The following is an 18576-nucleotide window of genomic DNA, read 5'->3' as shown; positions in this document are numbered from 1 at the left end:
ATTCCCTTTACAAATCAAAAGGTAAATAAATTGGCTCAATACGTCTACAGTATGTATCGGGTTGGAAAAATTGTTCCACCGAAACGTCATATTTTAAAAAATATCTCTCTGAGCTTCTTTCCGGGGGCTAAGATCGGTGTTTTAGGTCTTAATGGTGCCGGTAAATCAACGTTACTGCGTATTATGGCGGGTATTGATACCGATATCGAAGGTGAAGCACGTCCACAACCAGGTCTGAAAATCGGCTATCTTCCGCAAGAACCGAAGCTAAACCTTGAGCACACCGTACGCGAAGCTGTTGAAGAAGCGGTTAGCGAAGTGAAAAATGCATTAACGCGCTTAGACGAAGTTTATGCGGCTTACGCGGAAGAAGGTGCAGACTTTGATAAACTCGCAAAAGAGCAAGGCGAGTTAGAAGCGATTATTTCCGCGCAAGATGGCCATAACCTTGATAACCAACTGGAGCGTGCAGCAGATGCCCTACGCCTGCCAGCTTGGGATGCCAAAATCGAGAACCTTTCAGGGGGTGAACGCCGCCGTGTGGCAATTTGCCGTCTGCTATTAGAAAAACCAGACATGTTACTGCTCGATGAGCCAACCAACCACTTGGATGCCGAGTCTGTTGCTTGGTTAGAGCGTTTCTTACACGACTACGAAGGGACTGTTGTGGCTATCACGCATGACCGTTACTTCTTAGATAACGTCGCGGGTTGGATCCTCGAACTTGACCGTGGTGAAGGTATTCCTTGGGAAGGCAACTACTCTTCTTGGCTTGAGCAAAAAGATGAACGTCTGGCGCAAGAAGCCTCTACAGAAGCCGCTCGTCGTAAATCTATCGAGAAAGAGCTTGAGTGGATCCGCCAAAATCCAAAAGGCCGTCAGGCTAAAGGTAAAGCGCGTCTTGCTCGTTTTGAAGAGCTTAATAGCGTGGAATATCAAAAACGTAATGAAACCAGCGAACTCTTTATTCCACCTGGACCGCGTTTAGGGGATAAAGTTATCGAGGTTGAAAACCTAAGTAAATCTTATGGTGACCGCGTTCTGATTGATAACCTGAATTTCTCCATTCCTAAAGGGGCGATTGTCGGGATCATCGGCCCTAACGGTGCGGGTAAATCCACCCTGTTCCGTATGATTTCAGGCCAAGAGCAACCGGACTCTGGCTCCATCACATTAGGCGATACCGTGAAAATTGCCTCTGTTGACCAGTTCCGTGATGCGATGGACGACAGCAAAACTGTCTGGGAAGAAATTTCCAACGGCCAAGACATCATGCGTATTGGTAACTTTGAAATTCCAAGCCGCGCTTACGTCGGTCGCTTTAACTTTAAAGGCGTAGACCAAGGTAAACGTGTTGGTGAGTTATCTGGTGGTGAACGCGGCCGTTTACACTTAGCCAAACTACTGCAAGTGGGCGGTAACGTCCTGTTACTCGATGAACCAACCAACGACCTCGACGTTGAAACTTTACGTGCGTTGGAAAACGCCCTGTTAGAGTTCCCGGGCTGTGCTATGGTTATTTCCCATGACCGTTGGTTCCTTGACCGTATTGCAACTCATATCATTGATTACCAAGACGAAGGTAATATTACGTTCTTCGAAGGTAACTTCTCTGAATATGAAGATTACAAAAAACGGACGTTAGGTGCGGAAGCACTTCAACCGCACCGGATGAAGTATAAGCGTATGACCAAATAATCCCTGTCATAATTTAGAATTATAGCGGTGTTGGCTGCTTTCGTGAGCCCTAGTCACATACTGGTGTATGCTCCTAGGGACTCACTCTCTTGCCGCCTACCTATAATTCAAATTATTTAAGGGATCGATATCATATAGATAGAATCAAAACGGCATCATTCGATGCCGTTTTTTATTGTGAGGCTTTATAAGTCATCCAACATCAATAGCTGCTGAACGAGGGTGACACACTCTAAGAAGCGCGTATCGTAATCAGAAGATTCTACACGGACAAACTCAATATTATTTTTCTTAAGCATTTCAATAAGTAAGTTTTGGAAAGCTTTCCTGTCTTTATCACTTCCTAAACTGCGTAACCCATCAGCCACCCAAGGGGTGTTGTTTTCCAAAACTATCACCAAATCGAATCGGTACTCATCAATCAGTGCCTGAACAAATGGGTGTTCTTTACCTTCATAGCGCAAACAGAAGGCTTGGGTCGTGACAAAGTCGGTATCAATAAATGCCACTTTATTGGCATATTTTACTGCGAAATCAATGTACTGAGCATGCCCTAAAGCAATTTTGTCGTAATCAGAATATTGCAATGCCATCTCATCACCACCAAGGTGGCTAAATACGTAGTCACGGCCATATTCCCACGCACTGGATGTATTGAAAATATTGGCTAACTTATTGACTAGCGTCGATTTACCACTCGATTCACCGCCTAAAATCGCCACTTTACGCACAAAGAAGGGTTTCACTTCAGTTGGAATATATTCCCAATAACGAAATGGCGCTTGGCGAATTTGGTTACCACTGATATTCATAAACGTGCGCTCAGGGTCAATCAAAATGGTTTCGATACCTAAGTATTTTTTATAGCGCGGAGCGTCATTCGCTTCCCCTGAATAGATAAAACTCGGATTGATATTATGCTTTTTCAAAAAGCCTTTCATTCCGTCACTCCACACTTCCCAACCATGTGGATAGGGCTCTATGCCGTTTTCATCAAACGAGTGAATATGAATATTTTTTTGATATTTAAAGGTTTGTAATAACCACCGTAAACGGTCGCTCACAGTGGGTTGTTGAGACATAGAACTGTTAACAAACAAGTCTTTATCGCGAGGTTCATCATGGCAGAGAATGACGTGAAGTTCATCCACTTGGCTGCATGCTCGCTGAATCAAATAAATATGCCCAGTATGCAATGGATAAAATTTGCCAAACACCACACCGATCGTTTTTTGCTGATTTGGATATTCAAGGCCTAAAAAACGATGCAAAGCCGCTATTTTTTGTGCACTGGGGCTCTTAATTTTGTCGTTAATTAACTGGCTGAGATAGCCTTTGGTCATATCTGTCGCATCCGCAACTTGCTGGAGCGTGTAACCCGCTCGTTTGATTGCGTTTTTGAGATAGTCAAATTCAGCCATGTATTTTCCTTTTACCTAAATTAAAAGCTTATAGTTCATCCAAAATACTTAATGCATCCGCTAATTTTTTTACGCCATACACTTTCATATCTGGCGGTGATTTTTTGGGCATATTCGCATGAGGCACAATAGCGCGTTTAAAACCGTGTTTTGCTGCTTCAGAGATACGTTCCTGCCCACTTGGTACAGGGCGAATTTCCCCTGCAAGCCCCACTTCACCAAATACAACCAGATCTCTAGGCAATGGACGATCACGAAAACTGGAAACCAAAGAAAGTAATAAGGCTAAATCCGCACTGGTTTCAGTCACTTTTACCCCACCCACGACGTTAACAAAAACGTCTTGGTCTGACATTTGCAAACCACCATGACGGTGTAATACGGCCAATAAAATGGCCAAACGGTTTTGCTCAAGCCCAACCGCAACACGCCGTGGGTTCGACATCATTGAATGGTCCACAAGCGCTTGGATTTCCACCAGCAAAGGCCGTGTTCCTTCCCAAACTACCATCACGGAGCTTCCTGAAGTAATTTCATCACCACGACTCAAAAAGATTGCCGAAGGGTTACTCACTTCTTTAAGCCCTTGTTCTGTCATGGCAAACACGCCTAATTCATTGACTGCACCGAAACGGTTTTTATGGCTACGCAAAGTACGGAAGCGATTATCTGCATCGCCATCTAACATGATAGAACAGTCAATACAGTGTTCGAGAACTTTTGGTCCCGCCAGTGAGCCATCTTTGGTGACGTGACCGACCATTATGATGGCAACACCACGCGTTTTGGCGAAGCGAGTGAGATAAGCCGCGGTTTCTCTCACTTGTGCCACACTCCCCGGTGATGATTGAATGTCAGCCATATGCATCACTTGGATGGAGTCAATCACCATCAGTTTGGGTTGTTCTTGCTCTGCGGTTAAGCAAATTTGCTCAATACTGGTTTCTGACAGCATATTGAGTGAGTCAGTCGGTAGCCCTAAACGGTGTGCTCGCATCGCCACTTGTTGAAGTGATTCTTCCCCTGTGACGTACAGGGTTTTCATTTCACGTGACAATAAGCACATGGTTTGCAGCAATAAGGTACTTTTACCGGCTCCCGGGTTCCCCCCAATGAGGATGGCACTGCCCGGTACGACTCCCCCACCGAGCACGCGGTCAAACTCTTTAAACCCTGTAGTAAAACGAGGAAGTTCTTCAAGACTAATTTCAGACAGCTTCTGAACCTTACTTACCCCAGCCGCATTCCCTGCATACCCCGTTAAGCGGTCATTACGCGATGAAGAGCTTGTGGAGGCCAGGCGCACTTCTGTAATGGTATTCCATGCATGGCACGCACTGCATTGCCCTTGCCAACGTGGATAATCTGCCCCGCAATCATTACAGACAAACGCTCTTTTAACCCCTTTCGCCACAGCAAACTCCTCTTAAAATTATTATGTATTACAACCGACGAACCACAGCACTCTAAATTTTCTTAAAATTTTGAATACTAATTTAGCTTAATATTCTAAATGGATGGTGTTGTAGCAAGGCGGCAAGTAAAGCTAAGCCCTAGGAGCATACATAAGTATGTGACTAGGGTTAGCGAGCGCGGCCAACACCGCCACAGCACGAAATATGAAGAATATTTAGCGTTCTTCGTGTTTGAGGCCCCCACTCAATACACACATCACCCCCATGAGATCTGCGTGACGAATAGCGACCTTCGCCCTTGCATACACCTTTGGTTTCGCATGATAAGCAATACCCAGCCCCGCTTTACGGATCATCTTCAGGTCATTTGCCCCGTCACCGATGGCAACAGTTTGCTCGATTGGAATTTCCAGTTTTTCTGCCAGCTTAACCAAGGTTTGCGCTTTATATTTTGCATCCACAATTGGGCCTCTGACCTTGCCTGTAAGCTTACCGTTTTTCACTTCTAGCTGGTTCGCAACAGCAGCCACCAATTTAAGCCGTTGACGTAAATTATCCGCAAAGAAAGTAAAACCGCCGGATGCTATCGCAATGTGCCAATTCATCGCTTGTAATTTACGCACGAGGTTTGTTAAACCTGGCATCAAAGGCAGTGTTTCCATCACTTGGTCAAGAATAGCGGCATCTGCACCTTCAAGTAAGCTGACTCGCGCTCGTAGGCTTTCCGTAAAATCGAGCTCCCCTAGCATGGCTCTCTCAGTCACTTCAGCCACCTGCTCCCCCACTCCGGCTAAGCGAGCAATTTCATCGATACATTCAATTTGAATAGCTGTCGAGTCCATATCCATCAGTAATAGACCCGGTGAACGCAAACGTGGAATTTGCCCCAATGGCACGACATCTAATAAACATTCGTCAGCGAGTTTTTTAATTCGAGGGGTAATACTCCCTGCAATTCTGACCACTTGGTAATCATCAATACGCCACGAGGAGACAATTACGATAGCGATCCCTAATCGCTGTTGGAAATTACTGATCCGCGCTTTATCTAAGCCACGACCATATAGTAACCACCCACTGTCACCTGCACGATAATCCAATGGCATCACTTCTTCACCGCTTAACGACAATGGCAACCCCGGCCATTTTTGGATTTCGTCGGGTAGATAACAATAGGTTAAGCTCGTTGACATGAAAATTAGCTCCTGTAATCGATATACTCGTCATACTTCAAGTTGTCTGGTTGTTGACTACGCTCAGCTAGCCGAATCACATACTTGTGTATGTTCATCGGACTATCTTCGTTTGTCGCCTACATACAACTCGAATTATTTAGAGTGTAACTTTTTTATAATGAGAGTTGCGAGCAGCCGAACGAAGCCACTATACTAAATTTTAAGGCTTTATGACCTTATGTATTTACTGTTAAAACGGAAGATAACCCTATATTCGCTGAAGTATAACGACACCTTTATACTCAAAATAAGTCGAGAGCACCAATAAAGCAATGAAACTTACCTTTAAGCTCCACAAAACAGTTATTATCGTTATCTGCGTTGCGCTGGTAACTTTACTCATGCATGGTATTTCTTATTTAGGAAATAGCCAAAACCAAGGCCGAATTGAGCAATTTAAACAATTGACCTATGTTCTTGCTAAGCAAGTCGCTTTCAGCTTATCTGATTATATTGTTCCCGGCAGTAAAGATTTTAATTTAGAACGAATTAATGCCAATTTAAATAACGTGGTAAAAGATAGGTATATTTTAGATGCCAGCATCTATACGGCCAGTGGCACACTGATCACTCAAGTCGGTGAGCCTGCAACGGTAAAAGAACGGCTCGCAATAGATGACAACTCATCACTGCAAAATTTTCAATACCAACTTGTCGTTCCCATCCAAGGCACAAAAGAGCCAAAAGGCTATTTACGTTTAACTATTGATACAGAGCTCCTTTCCGCTGAAATTCAACAAGCCGATAACAGCACCAATGTATTGCGAATTTTTATTCTACTCGCCTTATGTATTGGCTTCGTTTTAGCCAATACATTACTGCGTTTAAAGAAAAAGAAAGGCCACAAGCAAGCCCCACCGCTAGTCGTTAATACGGATGAAAATCAAGATGATAATGAAGACGATGAGAGTAATGAAGACGACAATCAAGGAAGCAAAGCGCCCCCGGCAACGAAGCCTGCACGTTTAAAACGAAAAAAAGAACAGCGGCCTTATCGCCCTAAGCGGCCTACCCCAAAAAACAAGCCCAATTCGTCTGATAAATAGCCCCCAAAAGGGCTATTTGGTTGAATTTAAATAGAGGTTGTGTCGAACACGATTGGCGCAACAAACTCGACTTGGCCATCGACCAACAATGTTTCTGGTGGCATAGGGAAAGGCGCTGCACGTGAAATTGTCGCCAATGCTTCTTTATCCAATATTTTTGTACCGGATGAATTCAATAAACTGGCGGCAATCACTTCACCCCGTCTATCCAAAATCACTTTGATATGAGAGACCCCTGTTGAACGGTAACGCAGTGCTGCACACGGGTAGCGCTTAGTTTTGGCTATCCGCTGATGCACCTCACTTTGCCAACCTTGGTGCCCACTTACTGCCGCAGACGCATTACTGGAAAAATTCGCACTGCTGCTAGATTCACTTCCAGATGCAGGAGCGGAAGTCACCGTAGACTCCTGCGTGGTAACAGGGGCTTCTTCGATTACTCTTTTCTCTTGCGGAATTTTCTTTTTCGGTGGGCGTTTTTTTTCGCTAACTTTTGTTAACGTGCCATTATCTACGATCGCAGTCTCAGGTAATTTATCCACCTTTTCAACAACTTCAGGTAATGACTCCTCTCGCGTTGTCATCTGTTGTTTAGGTGCATGGTTAATTTCAGGCTCTGCCTGTTGTTCAAGCTGATAAACACCCAGCTGCAACGAGATTGCCGGAGGTAACACCCCAGTCTTCGGAATTGAAGAGGTAAACCACCCGATAAAAATGATTGCCAGTGTTCCATGGAAAAGACAACTTAAAACCAAACCGCCTAGTGGACGGAAAATCGGGCGCTCTAACTGGCCCGTCATACTGCTCATATTCTGCCTCACGACTTTATTTTTTGCAGATTATAGGCATAATACAAACAAAAATGATATTCATTATTATTAGTAAAAACACAATTATTAAAACAACTTATTGATTTAAATAATAAAGTAATCTGAGCAGATTATTAATCAGCACAATTGTGCTCTTTTATGACATTAACACCAGTAAAATGACTATTGATAAATCTCTTGCCCGTAAAATTAGCGGTGCGTATCAGTCAACATATAGCCAACTTGTGCGCTTTTTCCGCAATCGGCTAGATAACAGCAATGATGCTGATGATTTATCACAGGATGTGTTTACACTATGGCTAAACCGTAAAGAACAAACGCCTGTAAAAGAGAGCCGCGCTTACCTGTTTAAAATTGCGAATCATGTTTTGATTGACCATTGGCGACGTAACCAACGCCAAACTAGATCAGAAACATCCATTGATGATGTTACTCATGAGTCTCATTTTGAACAGAGCCAAGCTGATCCCAGTGAAATATTGGAACATCAGCAACGGATCCAACGGCTAAGCGAAGCACTTGAAACGTTGCCTCCCCGTCGACGAGAAGCTTTTTTGCTTTATCGTTTTGATGGTTTATCTCAAAGTGAGATTGCTGAGCGAATGGAAATTTCAATCAGTATGGTGGAAAAACATATTGCAGCAGCACTTGTTCACTGTAAAAAACACCTTGATAATCAGGGCAATAATTTGTAATGACACACGACTCTTTGCAAACAGCAGATGATGAAAGTCGCATTGATGAAGAGGCTGCGCTGTGGTTTACCCGCATGCACAGCCAACGAATCAGTGCCCTTGAAACTGAGCAATTCAAACAATGGATTGCAGCGTCACCTGAACATGCAAGAGCTTATGATGCCATCGCTGGGCTATGGCGCGATTTTGATCACATGCCGCGCCCTGCTAGCACAACACACCCCAAGGAAAAACGCCCTTTTTTTCGCTTATGGCGCCCTTTGGGCAATACCCTAGCGGCATTTTTCATTGCGGCTATTTTGTTTTTGCCATACAGCCACTTGCCTGCAATGTTGCTCAATAATATGACTTTAGTGGCAACGAATACGCCTAAAGAAGTCACATTGCCTGATGGCTCCCAGCTATTTCTCAACCGCAATACACGCATTCATGTTGCCTATGAAACCCCAGTACGTAACCTATATCTAGAACAGGGAAATGTTTACTTCAAAGTCAAATCCAACCCTTATCGGCCTTTTGTTGTTCAAGCTGATAACCGGCGTATTCAAGTGGTGGGGACAGAATTTGAAATTAACAAAGTGGCCCAGCAAGTTGCCGTGAATGTCAGCAAAGGCATTGTCAGTTTTGAAGATGCAGCAAGCAAACAGCCAGTATTCTTACTTGCCGGAGACAGCGCTGTCAGTCAATCACCAAATAGCCCAATCACTCGCCAACAAATCAACCCGCTAGATGTGGCTCGTTGGCGTTTTGGTGAGTTAATTTTTGTTGATAAACCGCTTTCAGAGGTACTCGACGAACTTAAAAACTATTCGTCGATAAATATCGAGCTTTCCCCCACTCAATTGGCGAAGAGTAAAATCTCAGGTCGCATCAATACTCATCAGCCAGAACAGTTTTTTCAGGCCCTTCCCTCTTTACTTCCCGTACAAGTTATCTACCGAGACAAAAATAACGTATTGATTATTCAAAACAAAAAAAATAAATGAAAAATATTTTCATTTGCAGGTGAGGATAATTCTCATTTCACCCTCTTCTTAACTAGTCATCATTTTGCTGACCTATTTTCGCACACTTTTTGTGCAGCTTAAGAATAAGGGATATCCATGTCTATTCAGTTTACTCAAAGCCGATTAAGGCCGCTCGCCCTTGCTGTGGCGGTCAGTAGCGCCATTGTTTGCCAATCTGCCTTCGCGCAAGAAATGAGTTTTTCATTACCAGAACAATCACTTGCTACCTCTGTCGCTGAAATTAGCCGCCAAGGGCAAATCCAATTGCTCTATGATAAAGGCCAATTAAGTGGCTTACGCGCACCTGCATTGTCTGGCAACTACTCCGCACAAACCGCATTACAAAAAATACTCATCGGTAGCGGATTAGAGTTAATCAATGAAAATGGTGTTTTCGTTATTCGTCAGCAAAATTTAAGCCAAGGCACATTGGTATTACCAGAAACCCAAGTCTCTGGCGTTGTTCAGAACCACCCTGCGACAGATGTGATATCAGCACCGCAATACGTGACGTCTGAAGAAATTAGCCAAAGAAATACGGGTGATGGCAATATTACGGATTTGATGAAAACTAACCCTGCTGTCCAATTTGCCAATAATGACAGCAACTCAATGAACCAAGGGGAAATCAAACCTTCCCGCATCTCAATTCATGGTTCAAGCAGTTACCAAAATGCCTATCGCCTTGATGGCGTAAGCTTTAACAACGATTTTGACCCTGCAGACAACGGTCTCGGTGAAACTTCAACCCGCCTGAGCAGTAGCGACCAAGGGATCTATATCGATAGCCGCCTTATCGACAGCATGACAGTGTATGACAATAACATTCCAGTCGAATTTGGCGGATTTACGGGGGGAACAGTGGAAGTCAATAGCCGTCGCTGGCAAGGGGAAAATAGCGCTCACGCCTATTACCGCTTAACCCGTTCCGGTTGGAATAATTTGTTCCACGATTCATCGCAAGGGATTGATACCACCAAAAATGATACCGCCAACCCAGCTCGTTTCCAAAACCGCTATGATAAAAATGACTTTGGTGGCTGGTTTGAATTAGGGGTGAGTGAAAATTCAGGGTTAGTTTTCTCCGCTTCACGTCGTAGTTCGACGATCCCGATGACGCTCGCCAATGATGGTGCCGCAATGATAAATGGCGATGGCGAATTGGAAATGACAGACGGTCTAACTGGAAAAAAAGATCAAAAAAGGACTTCTGATAACTACTTTTTGAAATATACCATTGATCTCTCTGATAAAAGCTCCTTGGACCTTTCGGCAAACTATGCTGACTATGATAGCCGCTTATTTACTTCTACTATCATGAATTCAGGTTATGACAGCACACATAAAGGTTTAGGTTTTACAGGCGTTTTCAAACACCAATTTGAAGTTGGTCAGTTAGAGCTAACAGCAAGTACTCAGCAACTAAAAGATGAGCGAGCCAATGACCAAAACTATTATGTCGAAGTTCTCGCAATGGACTCTGACTATAACTGGGATAACCGGAAATACCTACGTAGTGGCGGACAAGGTGATTTAATCTCTGAACAAAATAGCCAAACAGCAAAAGCAGTTATGAGATTCACCTCAATGGAAGATGGCTTAGGTATTACGCATAACCCAACTATTGGTAGTGAGCTCAGCTATACTAAAGGGACATATAAACGAGATAGTGATTTTTATCGTTATAACTATTCAGGTGTCATTGATAAAAATGATTATTGGAATGGTCAACTTACTAATATCACTCGGTTCCAAGCTGGTAAGCACTCCGCAGATTATACTAACTACGCATTATTTCTCGATGACAACTTACAATATGGCAAATTGACACTGCGACCTGGCATTCGTTTAGATCGTGATGACTTTGTGAGCCGCACAAATATTGCCCCTCGACTTTCCGGTTCATATGACATTTTCGGCGACAACTCAACGTTATTGATTGCTGGTGCTAACCGTTATTATGGACGTTCAATGCTAACCTATGCCTTATATGGTGCACAGAATGCAGGTATGCAAAACTGTAATTGGGGCTGTTCATTAGATCCAAGTTTAAATGATTGGGATAATAAAAAAGATTACGAAGGTATCGATTCACTAAAAACACCGTATAACGATGAACTTACCCTTGCTTTGCAACAAGAAATCCTTTCAACCACATGGCGTTTACAATATGTACACCGTGAAGGGTATGACGAAGTCAGAACTCGTACCAAATATGACACCCGTGATGCCGATAAACGCAGTATTCGCATGTATGACAATGGCGGTCGTAGCTCACATGATACGGTGACCCTTTCCGTTAATAACAGCCAACCTTGGGAGTGGGCAGAAGCTTCCCATGTCATGACAGCATCACTCACATGGCAACAAACTGAAAGTAATACACCAAAAGATTCTGGCTATAACTCATTCGACCCAGCCAATAAGGTTAACCTCAATAAGGTTTGGTATGACGGCAAAATTATTGACGCATCGAAATTGCCATCAACCAGCTTTAACTCTCCGTTCAAATTTAACTTAGAACTGACCAGTGTTTGGGACGATTATGATCTAACGTGGTACAACCGCTTACAATGGTGGGGGGCTCGAGACCAAGCAGTTCGCTACGACAACGCCTATGCTGTCGACCCTGAATATGGACAAGTGCGTAAGTACACCAAGCAGCATTTCTCCAGCAAATATACGTGGGATACCCGCTTAGGTTGGAAGCCTGACTTCGCCCATGGTTTTGGTTTCTCAGTCGAAGTGAACAATATTCTTAACAATAAAAATGTTGCTGACCGCTTTGTCTTTGAAGACCGTGTATTGAAGTCCTACGACCCGGGCCGTCAGTTCTGGTTACAAGTCAATTACGACCTGTAATTCCCAGCAATGTGAGCAATAAAACTCGTTAAACAATTAAAACAACAAATGAATAAAACGTCATGAAGACACTGAAACAATTTTTCTATTTAGTAAAACCTTTTTGGGGGCAGCGTGCTGCCCTTTTGTGCTGGATACTGCTGTTTGCCTCTCTGGGACTCACGTTGTCATCCGTCTGGTTCAACGTCAAAATGAACATGTGGAATGGGGATTTCTATAACGCCCTACAAAAACTCGACGGCCAAGCGCTGTATGGCTTATTGCAATACTTTGTTGTCTTAGTCAGTGGGCTGATATTTGTCGTTGTTATGGGTAATTACCTAAAACAAATGCTCATTATCCGCTGGCGCAAAGGCATGACTGAGCAAGTACTCCGCCGTTGGTTATCGCCCAACAGCAAACATTACCTCTTAAGATTAACGTCTCAAGAACCCGATAACCCAGACCAACGTATCGCTGAAGATATCCGTTTACTGATTGAATCAACATTAAATTTAGTGGTGACATTCCTCCACTCAATGCTAACGCTGATTTCATTTGCCGCCATTCTTTGGACATTGTCTGGCAGCCTGTCGTTTAATTTTGCCGATAGCGACTGGACCATCCCCGGTTATATGTTCTGGGCTTGTATCATCTACACCCTCATTGGTATTGCGCTTACCCAATGGATAGGTTTTCCGCTACGTCGCTTGCATATGGATAAACAGCGCCGCGAAGCGGATTACCGTAGCTCGCTAATTAATTGCCGCCAACACGGTGATGCCATTGCGGGGCAGCGTGGCGAAACCCAAGACAGAAAAGAGCTAATGGGGCGATTTGGAGAAATCATCGCCAACTGGAACCGCCTGATCCGTTGTGAACGAAATTTATCTTTCTATACAGTGGGTTACCAGCAAGTTACCGCTTTAGCGCCTGTATTACTCGCACTACCTAAATTCCTTGCGGGTGAAATTATGTTAGGTGGATTAATGCAGCTACGCCAAGCTTTTACCAGTGTTGCCACTTCATTGGGCTGGTTTATTTTTGCTTATAAAGAAATTGCCGCATGGCAAGCAACAGTATCGCGTTTATATAATTTTGTGGTTTTATTGGAAAACGATAACAAAGCCGTGGTGACTATCGACGAAAAATCGCCACCTCTGGTCGCTAAATTGTCCGTTTCTACTGCTGACAACCGCTGCTTAATTAATTCCGTGAATATAACCGCTAAACAAGGCGAGCTAACCTTGATTAGTGGCCGTTCTGGTGTTGGTAAATCGACTTTATTACGCACACTCAGCGGGCATTGGCCTTTCTTCAACGGGACTATCAGCCGAACAGAAAAAGTCATGTGGATCCCACAGCGCCTCTATTTACCCATTAGTCGGCTTGATAGCTTATTGGCTTATCCCAAAGCGGCGTCCCAATTCAGCCAACGAGATTTTCAATATGCCTTGACGTTAGTCGGTTTAGAAAAGCTGCATCATCAATTAGCACTCGAAACCGATTGGAATAACCGTTTATCTGGTGGAGAACAGCAGCGCATTATGTTTGCGCGTTTATTACTCAACCGGCCAAAACTGCTTTTATTAGACGAAACGACCTCAGCCCTTGATGAAACTAGCGCACTAGAGCTGCTCGCTTTATTGAAAGCTGAATTACATGACAGCGCCATTGTTTTGGTTAGCCATCAGAGCTTCGTGACTCAATTTGCGGAACAACACATATTACTCGTGGAACCTGCGAGTGAAAAATTCTTAAATACAGGAACGCCTGAATATGCTTCGTAAAATTACCTTTGCCACACTGATTGGTATTCTGCTCGGTGGCTGCGCAGGCAGCACATCTGTGAGCAAAAATTCAACTTCACTATTACCCGTACGCGGTGACCTTCAGCACTATCAACTCGAAAATGGGCTGCAAGTTTACCTTCTACAACGTAATCAACCCGGGGTTGAACTGCGTTTATTGGTCAGTAGCGGTTCATTACAAGAAAATGAACAACAGCTTGGTCTCGCGCACTTTACTGAACATATGGCGTTTAAAGGCACCAAACATTTTCCGGGAACAACGGGGTTCAAACAGCTTGAACACCAAGGGCTAAAACTCGGTAGCCATGTGAATGCCATTACGAGTTTAAATTCCACGCTATATAAATTATCACTCCCTGAGGCTACAGCAGCACAAGTCGCCACTGGCTTACAGGTAATGGCAGATTGGGCGTCAAATATGACATTTGACCAAGAAGCCTTTGAAAAAGAACGCCCTGTGATTGTCGAAGAGTGGCGCTTACGCCAAGGGATGGGCTATCGCATCAACGATAGTTTAGAAAAATTACGTTACCACGGTAGCCGTTATGTCGATCGCAACCCCATTGGTTCATTAGATGTGGTACGTCATGCCCCGATTGAGCAGGCAAAAGATTATTATCAAACATGGTACCAACCTCAGCGGATGTCACTATTGATTATTGGTGACTTCAATAGCTCATCAGTACGCAATCAGGTTGATACTTTATTTGCACTTCCTAAGCCCGAAAAAGTGGCAGAAGATAACCCGCAATGGAAGCAATTTGCCCATTCAACCAATATGTTAGTGCAAGGTGTGTTTGATAAAGAGCAAGGGGCGCGTTATGTGCAATTCGCCTTACAAAAAGATGTTAGCGCACCGCTAAATACACGCTTAGGGCAGTCAGACGATTTACTGGATAACCTCTGGTTAGCCATTTTAAATCAACGTTTTTCCGTTATGGTGGATAACGGTATTTTGCCGTCAATTAGCATCAATGAACAAGGCGCAATGTTAGATAACCAGCGCTTACAACAGTTGATGATTATCCACCCGAAAGGTAATGATTACCAAGGTGCCACCGAGATTTTATTCACAGAGCTACAGCGCCTTGCCACTGAGCCAGTTACCCAAGAAGAACTTGATTCAGCAAAGCAAGCGATGTTGAAGAAATTCAGCCTGCAAGCTGCTTCAGAGCAACGTTATAGTAATGAATATTTAGCAGGACAGCTGACAACCGCGCTTGAATATGACATGCCAATGTGGAACAAACGCCAACAGTTAGATAACAGCTACCAATTGATGAAATCCGTTAAGCCACAGGACTTACAACAGCATGTCGCTAAATTCCTACAAACCGCGTCCCCACGTTTAGCATTAATTGGCCCCGATACTGATGCCGCGGCAATTGATAAATCGGCATTTAATCAACAATGGCTTAAAATACGCCAAAGCACACCGGGGCCATTTACACTGCGCTCCAAAGCAATTCAATTGCAATTACCTCAATCCATAAAAGGTAGTATTGTTGAGCAATCTAAGCTGCCCGTTGAAAAAACGGAACATTGGACATTAAGCAACGGCATTCAGGTGATTGTTAAAACAGATAAAAACCTGAAAGATGACATTCAATTTAACTTGCAATTACCGGGCGGCCGCTCGTTAGAAACGCTGCAAACGGCAGGTTTAACCGACTGGGCATTAAAATTACCGGAAAGCAGCGGTTATGGAAACTACAGCGCTCGCGATCTGGCTCTGCTGGCAAAGCAAAACCAAATTAGCGTTCGCCCATACAGTGAATTGCTCACGCATGGTTTTCGTGGGAAAACCCCTGCCGATAACCTCGAAACGGCTCTACAGCTACTCAACCTGAAGCTAACAGCGCCGCAATTTAGTGGTGAAAAGTTAGAGCAACAAAAATAATCCTTTGCATTAAATTTATCCAAGACCCCCGTAGAACGCACGTTCCTTGATAATATCAATCAAGAAAGCTATACCCATGGTGAATTTTTAGTGATCAATCCACAGGGTAGCTGGCAACAATTTACGGCTCAGCAGTTACAACAAGCCAACCGTCAATTACTCACCTCAACAGCAGATATGACACTGGTCATTACAGGTGCAATGAATAGCCGTGAGCTAAAACCGCTGTTAGAGCAATGGGTTGCATCACTGCCACAAAGTAACCAAAAACTGGTATCCCGCGACCAAGGGATCATGCCCAAAATGGCCAGCTTTAATAAAACTTATCCCATCAGCAGCAGTGATAAAAGCATGGTAAGCATTCAATTCGCTTCACCTGCAGTGTGGAACCAGCAAGACAGCTTAGCTATTCAACTTATTGATACCATTGTGAGTCAGCGTTTGCGCGGTGAATTACGTGAAAAAGCCAGCGGCATTTATGCATTAGGCTTCTCGCAGATGTTAGCGAAGAAACCGCAACCTTATTACCTCGCTCGCTTGAATTTCACCACCTCACCTGAACGAGCTGAAGAAATGACGCAAATCGCCCAAAAAACGATTGGACAAATTCGTCAAACAGGTGTGAGTGAAAAAGAGCTAACCGAAGCGAAAAATATTTGGCTAACAGAGAACTCACAAGTGACGGATAGTTCAAGCTATTGGACTGAGGCTCTAGCGCAGATTGCCAGCGATGATGGGCAATATCAGCGTTTAAACCAAGAGCAAGATATTATTCGCCAGTTAACGGTTGAAGATATTAACCGCTTGGCTCGTCAATACTTAGGGCAAAATTCAAAAGTATTTATGATGACGCCTTGATATGAGTAAAAATTAGCCCGTAAATACAACGGGCTAATTTGTCTATTTTCACATAAATAAAATTAACCATTAATTTTTGGAAAATAGCCTTCGTATATTATTAATCATTCGACTGAATACATGTGAAACTATTTTTTTTAAACTCATATCCTTCATTAACTCTTCTGGATCTCTATTTTTTTCAGGTTCCAATAACTCTATCTTACTTGCAACACTGAATTTTTCATTTCCCTTCAATTCTTTCACTCTATCCATTGAGTAAACGTTTATGAAATTATTAACCTTATCAGCAATGTTTTTATGAGTATAACGTGATACTTTTCGTATTAACTCGGATGAAGACTCAAAAATATCTTCAATTGGTTCTTTTTTCAAGTAATCTATAATTGCCATTTTAAATTCATTGTATTTACGTGGTGTAATATCTTGTAATGAATTCACGGAAATTATGGCATACCAAATTCGACTCATCGGACTGTTATTCTTTCTAATATATAACTCATGTTCATCCAAATATTTATCAATAATATTATTAATTTTTTCACAAACCAATTTATTATCGTATTTTTTTAGTATGCCCTGTGCATTGAACATTTCTCTTTCAAAGAATTCAGGGTTTTTACTTGACTTTAACTCATTAAATTTCGCCTTAATTTTAGACTCAATCAAGTTTAATGACTTATCCGAGATTCCATTAAAAGGCACTTTAATTTTAATCGCTTCCTCTATCGTATGACTAGCAAGGATTTTTTGAAACTTAGGTTCTTTTTCACTTGAACTCGGCTGGTTTAATTGATTTTTTCTTATTGAAAGTTCATTGACCATACTATTTATTTTATCAGTAACTACCGCAATATTCAGTTTATCAACCCGCCCTTTACAGTGCTCCATCTTTTCTATAGATTCATTATTTATAGAATTACTTTCTATTGGCACAATTTTTTTTAGTTCCTGATTAGATAAATCACTATTGTATACATTGGAAGCAAGCCCTTGCTCCAAAGTACCTGCTTTTTTTGTTTTGTCACTTACCTCATTCTGTATCATTGTTTCTTCTGATATTACTGCTATATTTCCTTGACTCCCTGGGAGCTTTTCTTTATCAGGTCGAGAAGTTTCAGCGTTCTGCTGAACTAACTGAGTATTTGAACCTACAGGATATTGATATTGATCTTTAGTTTCGATATGCGGAGCTAAAACTTTGTTTATCATTTCATAAACAGTTTTACTTCTACAGCTTAATGCTAAAACTTGAGCTTCAAGCAATGTTGATTTAAACTCTTCATTCGACATTGTTTTTTTTGCATTTTTTAGTATTTCATCAATCTTTTTAATTGACTTCTCATCAATAGATTTATTTTTCACTTTGAGTGAAATAGCTTCGCATAATGAATGATTTTTGGTATTAATAGCTTTTGATTTTTTAATTAAACTCGAGTAATCCTTATTATCATTCGGTCTTAACGTTTTTGCCTGTTTAATAATAACATCTCGGATGCCATCGCAAAAATCTTGAGAATTAAAACCATGAAGAGATTTATTTATATTACCTATTATTTTATAATATTTTTTAGCATCAACCTGAACACTAACTTTCGAAATATTACTATGGAAACAATCCTTCAACAATACATCAGCACTATCTATCAATTGATACCTAGAACAATAATCAATTATTTTATTAGTTAAATCAATTCCACTTCGGGAATAATCAATTTTCCCATAACAGGATTTTTCAGCACCCATGACTTCCCCTTAATTTACAATCATTAATAAAACCATTTTATCTCAATAAATTATGAACCTCATCTGCGATAAG

General features: G+C 42.5%; 11 protein-coding genes and 1 pseudogene. 7 read left to right on the top strand and 5 right to left on the bottom strand.

The window, feature by feature from the left end; all coding sequences use genetic code 11:
• Positions 1-30: 30 nt before the first annotated feature.
• Positions 31-1698: an energy-dependent translational throttle protein EttA gene (gene ettA / locus G6Q48_RS11715; protein ID WP_004914750.1), complete on the top strand. Its 1668-nt coding sequence runs from the start codon at positions 31-33 to the stop codon at positions 1696-1698.
• Positions 1699-1883: 185 nt separating this feature from the next.
• On the opposite strand, the gene nadR is transcribed toward ettA, so the two are convergent.
• From nadR to serB, 3 genes are all read right to left on the bottom strand, one after another.
• Positions 1884-3119, bottom strand: a complete 1236-nt coding sequence (nadR, locus tag G6Q48_RS11710) for a multifunctional transcriptional regulator/nicotinamide-nucleotide adenylyltransferase/ribosylnicotinamide kinase NadR (protein WP_102138952.1) — start codon at positions 3117-3119, stop codon at positions 1884-1886.
• A gap of 28 nt (positions 3120-3147) precedes the next feature.
• A complete protein-coding gene (gene radA / locus G6Q48_RS11705) occupies positions 3148-4533 on the bottom strand; it encodes a DNA repair protein RadA (RefSeq protein WP_166266610.1) in 1386 nt (461 codons plus the stop codon).
• Between the two features lie 216 nt (positions 4534-4749).
• Positions 4750-5727, bottom strand: a complete 978-nt coding sequence (gene serB, locus G6Q48_RS11700) for a phosphoserine phosphatase (RefSeq protein WP_102138950.1) — start codon at positions 5725-5727, stop codon at positions 4750-4752.
• A 314-nt stretch (positions 5728-6041) separates the two neighbouring features.
• Here serB and G6Q48_RS11695 point away from each other — a divergent pair, with 314 nt between their 5' ends.
• Positions 6042-6815, top strand: coding sequence for an AhpA/YtjB family protein (locus G6Q48_RS11695; RefSeq protein WP_102138949.1), 774 nt, complete (start codon positions 6042-6044; stop codon positions 6813-6815).
• Positions 6816-6841: 26 nt separating this feature from the next.
• On the opposite strand, the gene G6Q48_RS11690 is transcribed toward G6Q48_RS11695, so the two are convergent.
• A complete protein-coding gene (locus G6Q48_RS11690) occupies positions 6842-7624 on the bottom strand; it encodes an energy transducer TonB family protein (protein ID WP_166266586.1) in 783 nt (260 codons plus the stop codon).
• A gap of 179 nt (positions 7625-7803) precedes the next feature.
• Between G6Q48_RS11690 and G6Q48_RS11685 the strand changes: the two genes are divergently transcribed.
• The 5 genes and pseudogenes from G6Q48_RS11685 (at position 7804) to G6Q48_RS11665 (ending at position 16757) form a co-directional block, all read left to right on the top strand.
• Entirely contained in the window at positions 7804-8340 is a 537-nt protein-coding gene (locus G6Q48_RS11685; protein WP_102139067.1) for an RNA polymerase sigma factor, read from the top strand.
• Complete coding sequence (locus tag G6Q48_RS11680; RefSeq protein ID WP_166266584.1) at positions 8340-9326, top strand: FecR domain-containing protein; 987 nt, start codon at positions 8340-8342, stop codon at positions 9324-9326. The genes G6Q48_RS11685 and G6Q48_RS11680 overlap by 1 nt, the downstream gene beginning before the upstream one ends.
• Positions 9327-9443: 117 nt before the next feature.
• Positions 9444-12209, top strand: a complete 2766-nt coding sequence (locus G6Q48_RS11675; RefSeq protein ID WP_166266582.1) for a secretin and TonB N-terminal domain-containing protein — start codon at positions 9444-9446, stop codon at positions 12207-12209.
• A gap of 62 nt (positions 12210-12271) precedes the next feature.
• A complete protein-coding gene (locus G6Q48_RS11670) occupies positions 12272-13978 on the top strand; it encodes an ABC transporter ATP-binding protein/permease (RefSeq protein WP_166266580.1) in 1707 nt (568 codons plus the stop codon).
• Positions 13968-16757: pseudogene (locus tag G6Q48_RS11665) on the top strand (M16 family metallopeptidase). The gene G6Q48_RS11670 and the pseudogene G6Q48_RS11665 overlap by 11 nt, the downstream one beginning before the upstream one ends.
• Positions 16758-16826: 69 nt before the next feature.
• On the opposite strand, the gene G6Q48_RS11660 reads toward G6Q48_RS11665, so the two are convergent.
• Complete coding sequence (locus G6Q48_RS11660; protein ID WP_166266578.1) at positions 16827-18503, bottom strand: hypothetical protein; 1677 nt, start codon at positions 18501-18503, stop codon at positions 16827-16829.
• Positions 18504-18576: the final 73 nt, after the last annotated feature.

This window comes from Providencia sp. M-27 (assembly GCF_011077905.1).
Taxonomy (GTDB): Bacteria; Pseudomonadota; Gammaproteobacteria; order Enterobacterales; family Enterobacteriaceae; genus Providencia; species Providencia huaxiensis.
This window is presented reverse-complemented; position numbering and strand designations above follow the sequence as displayed.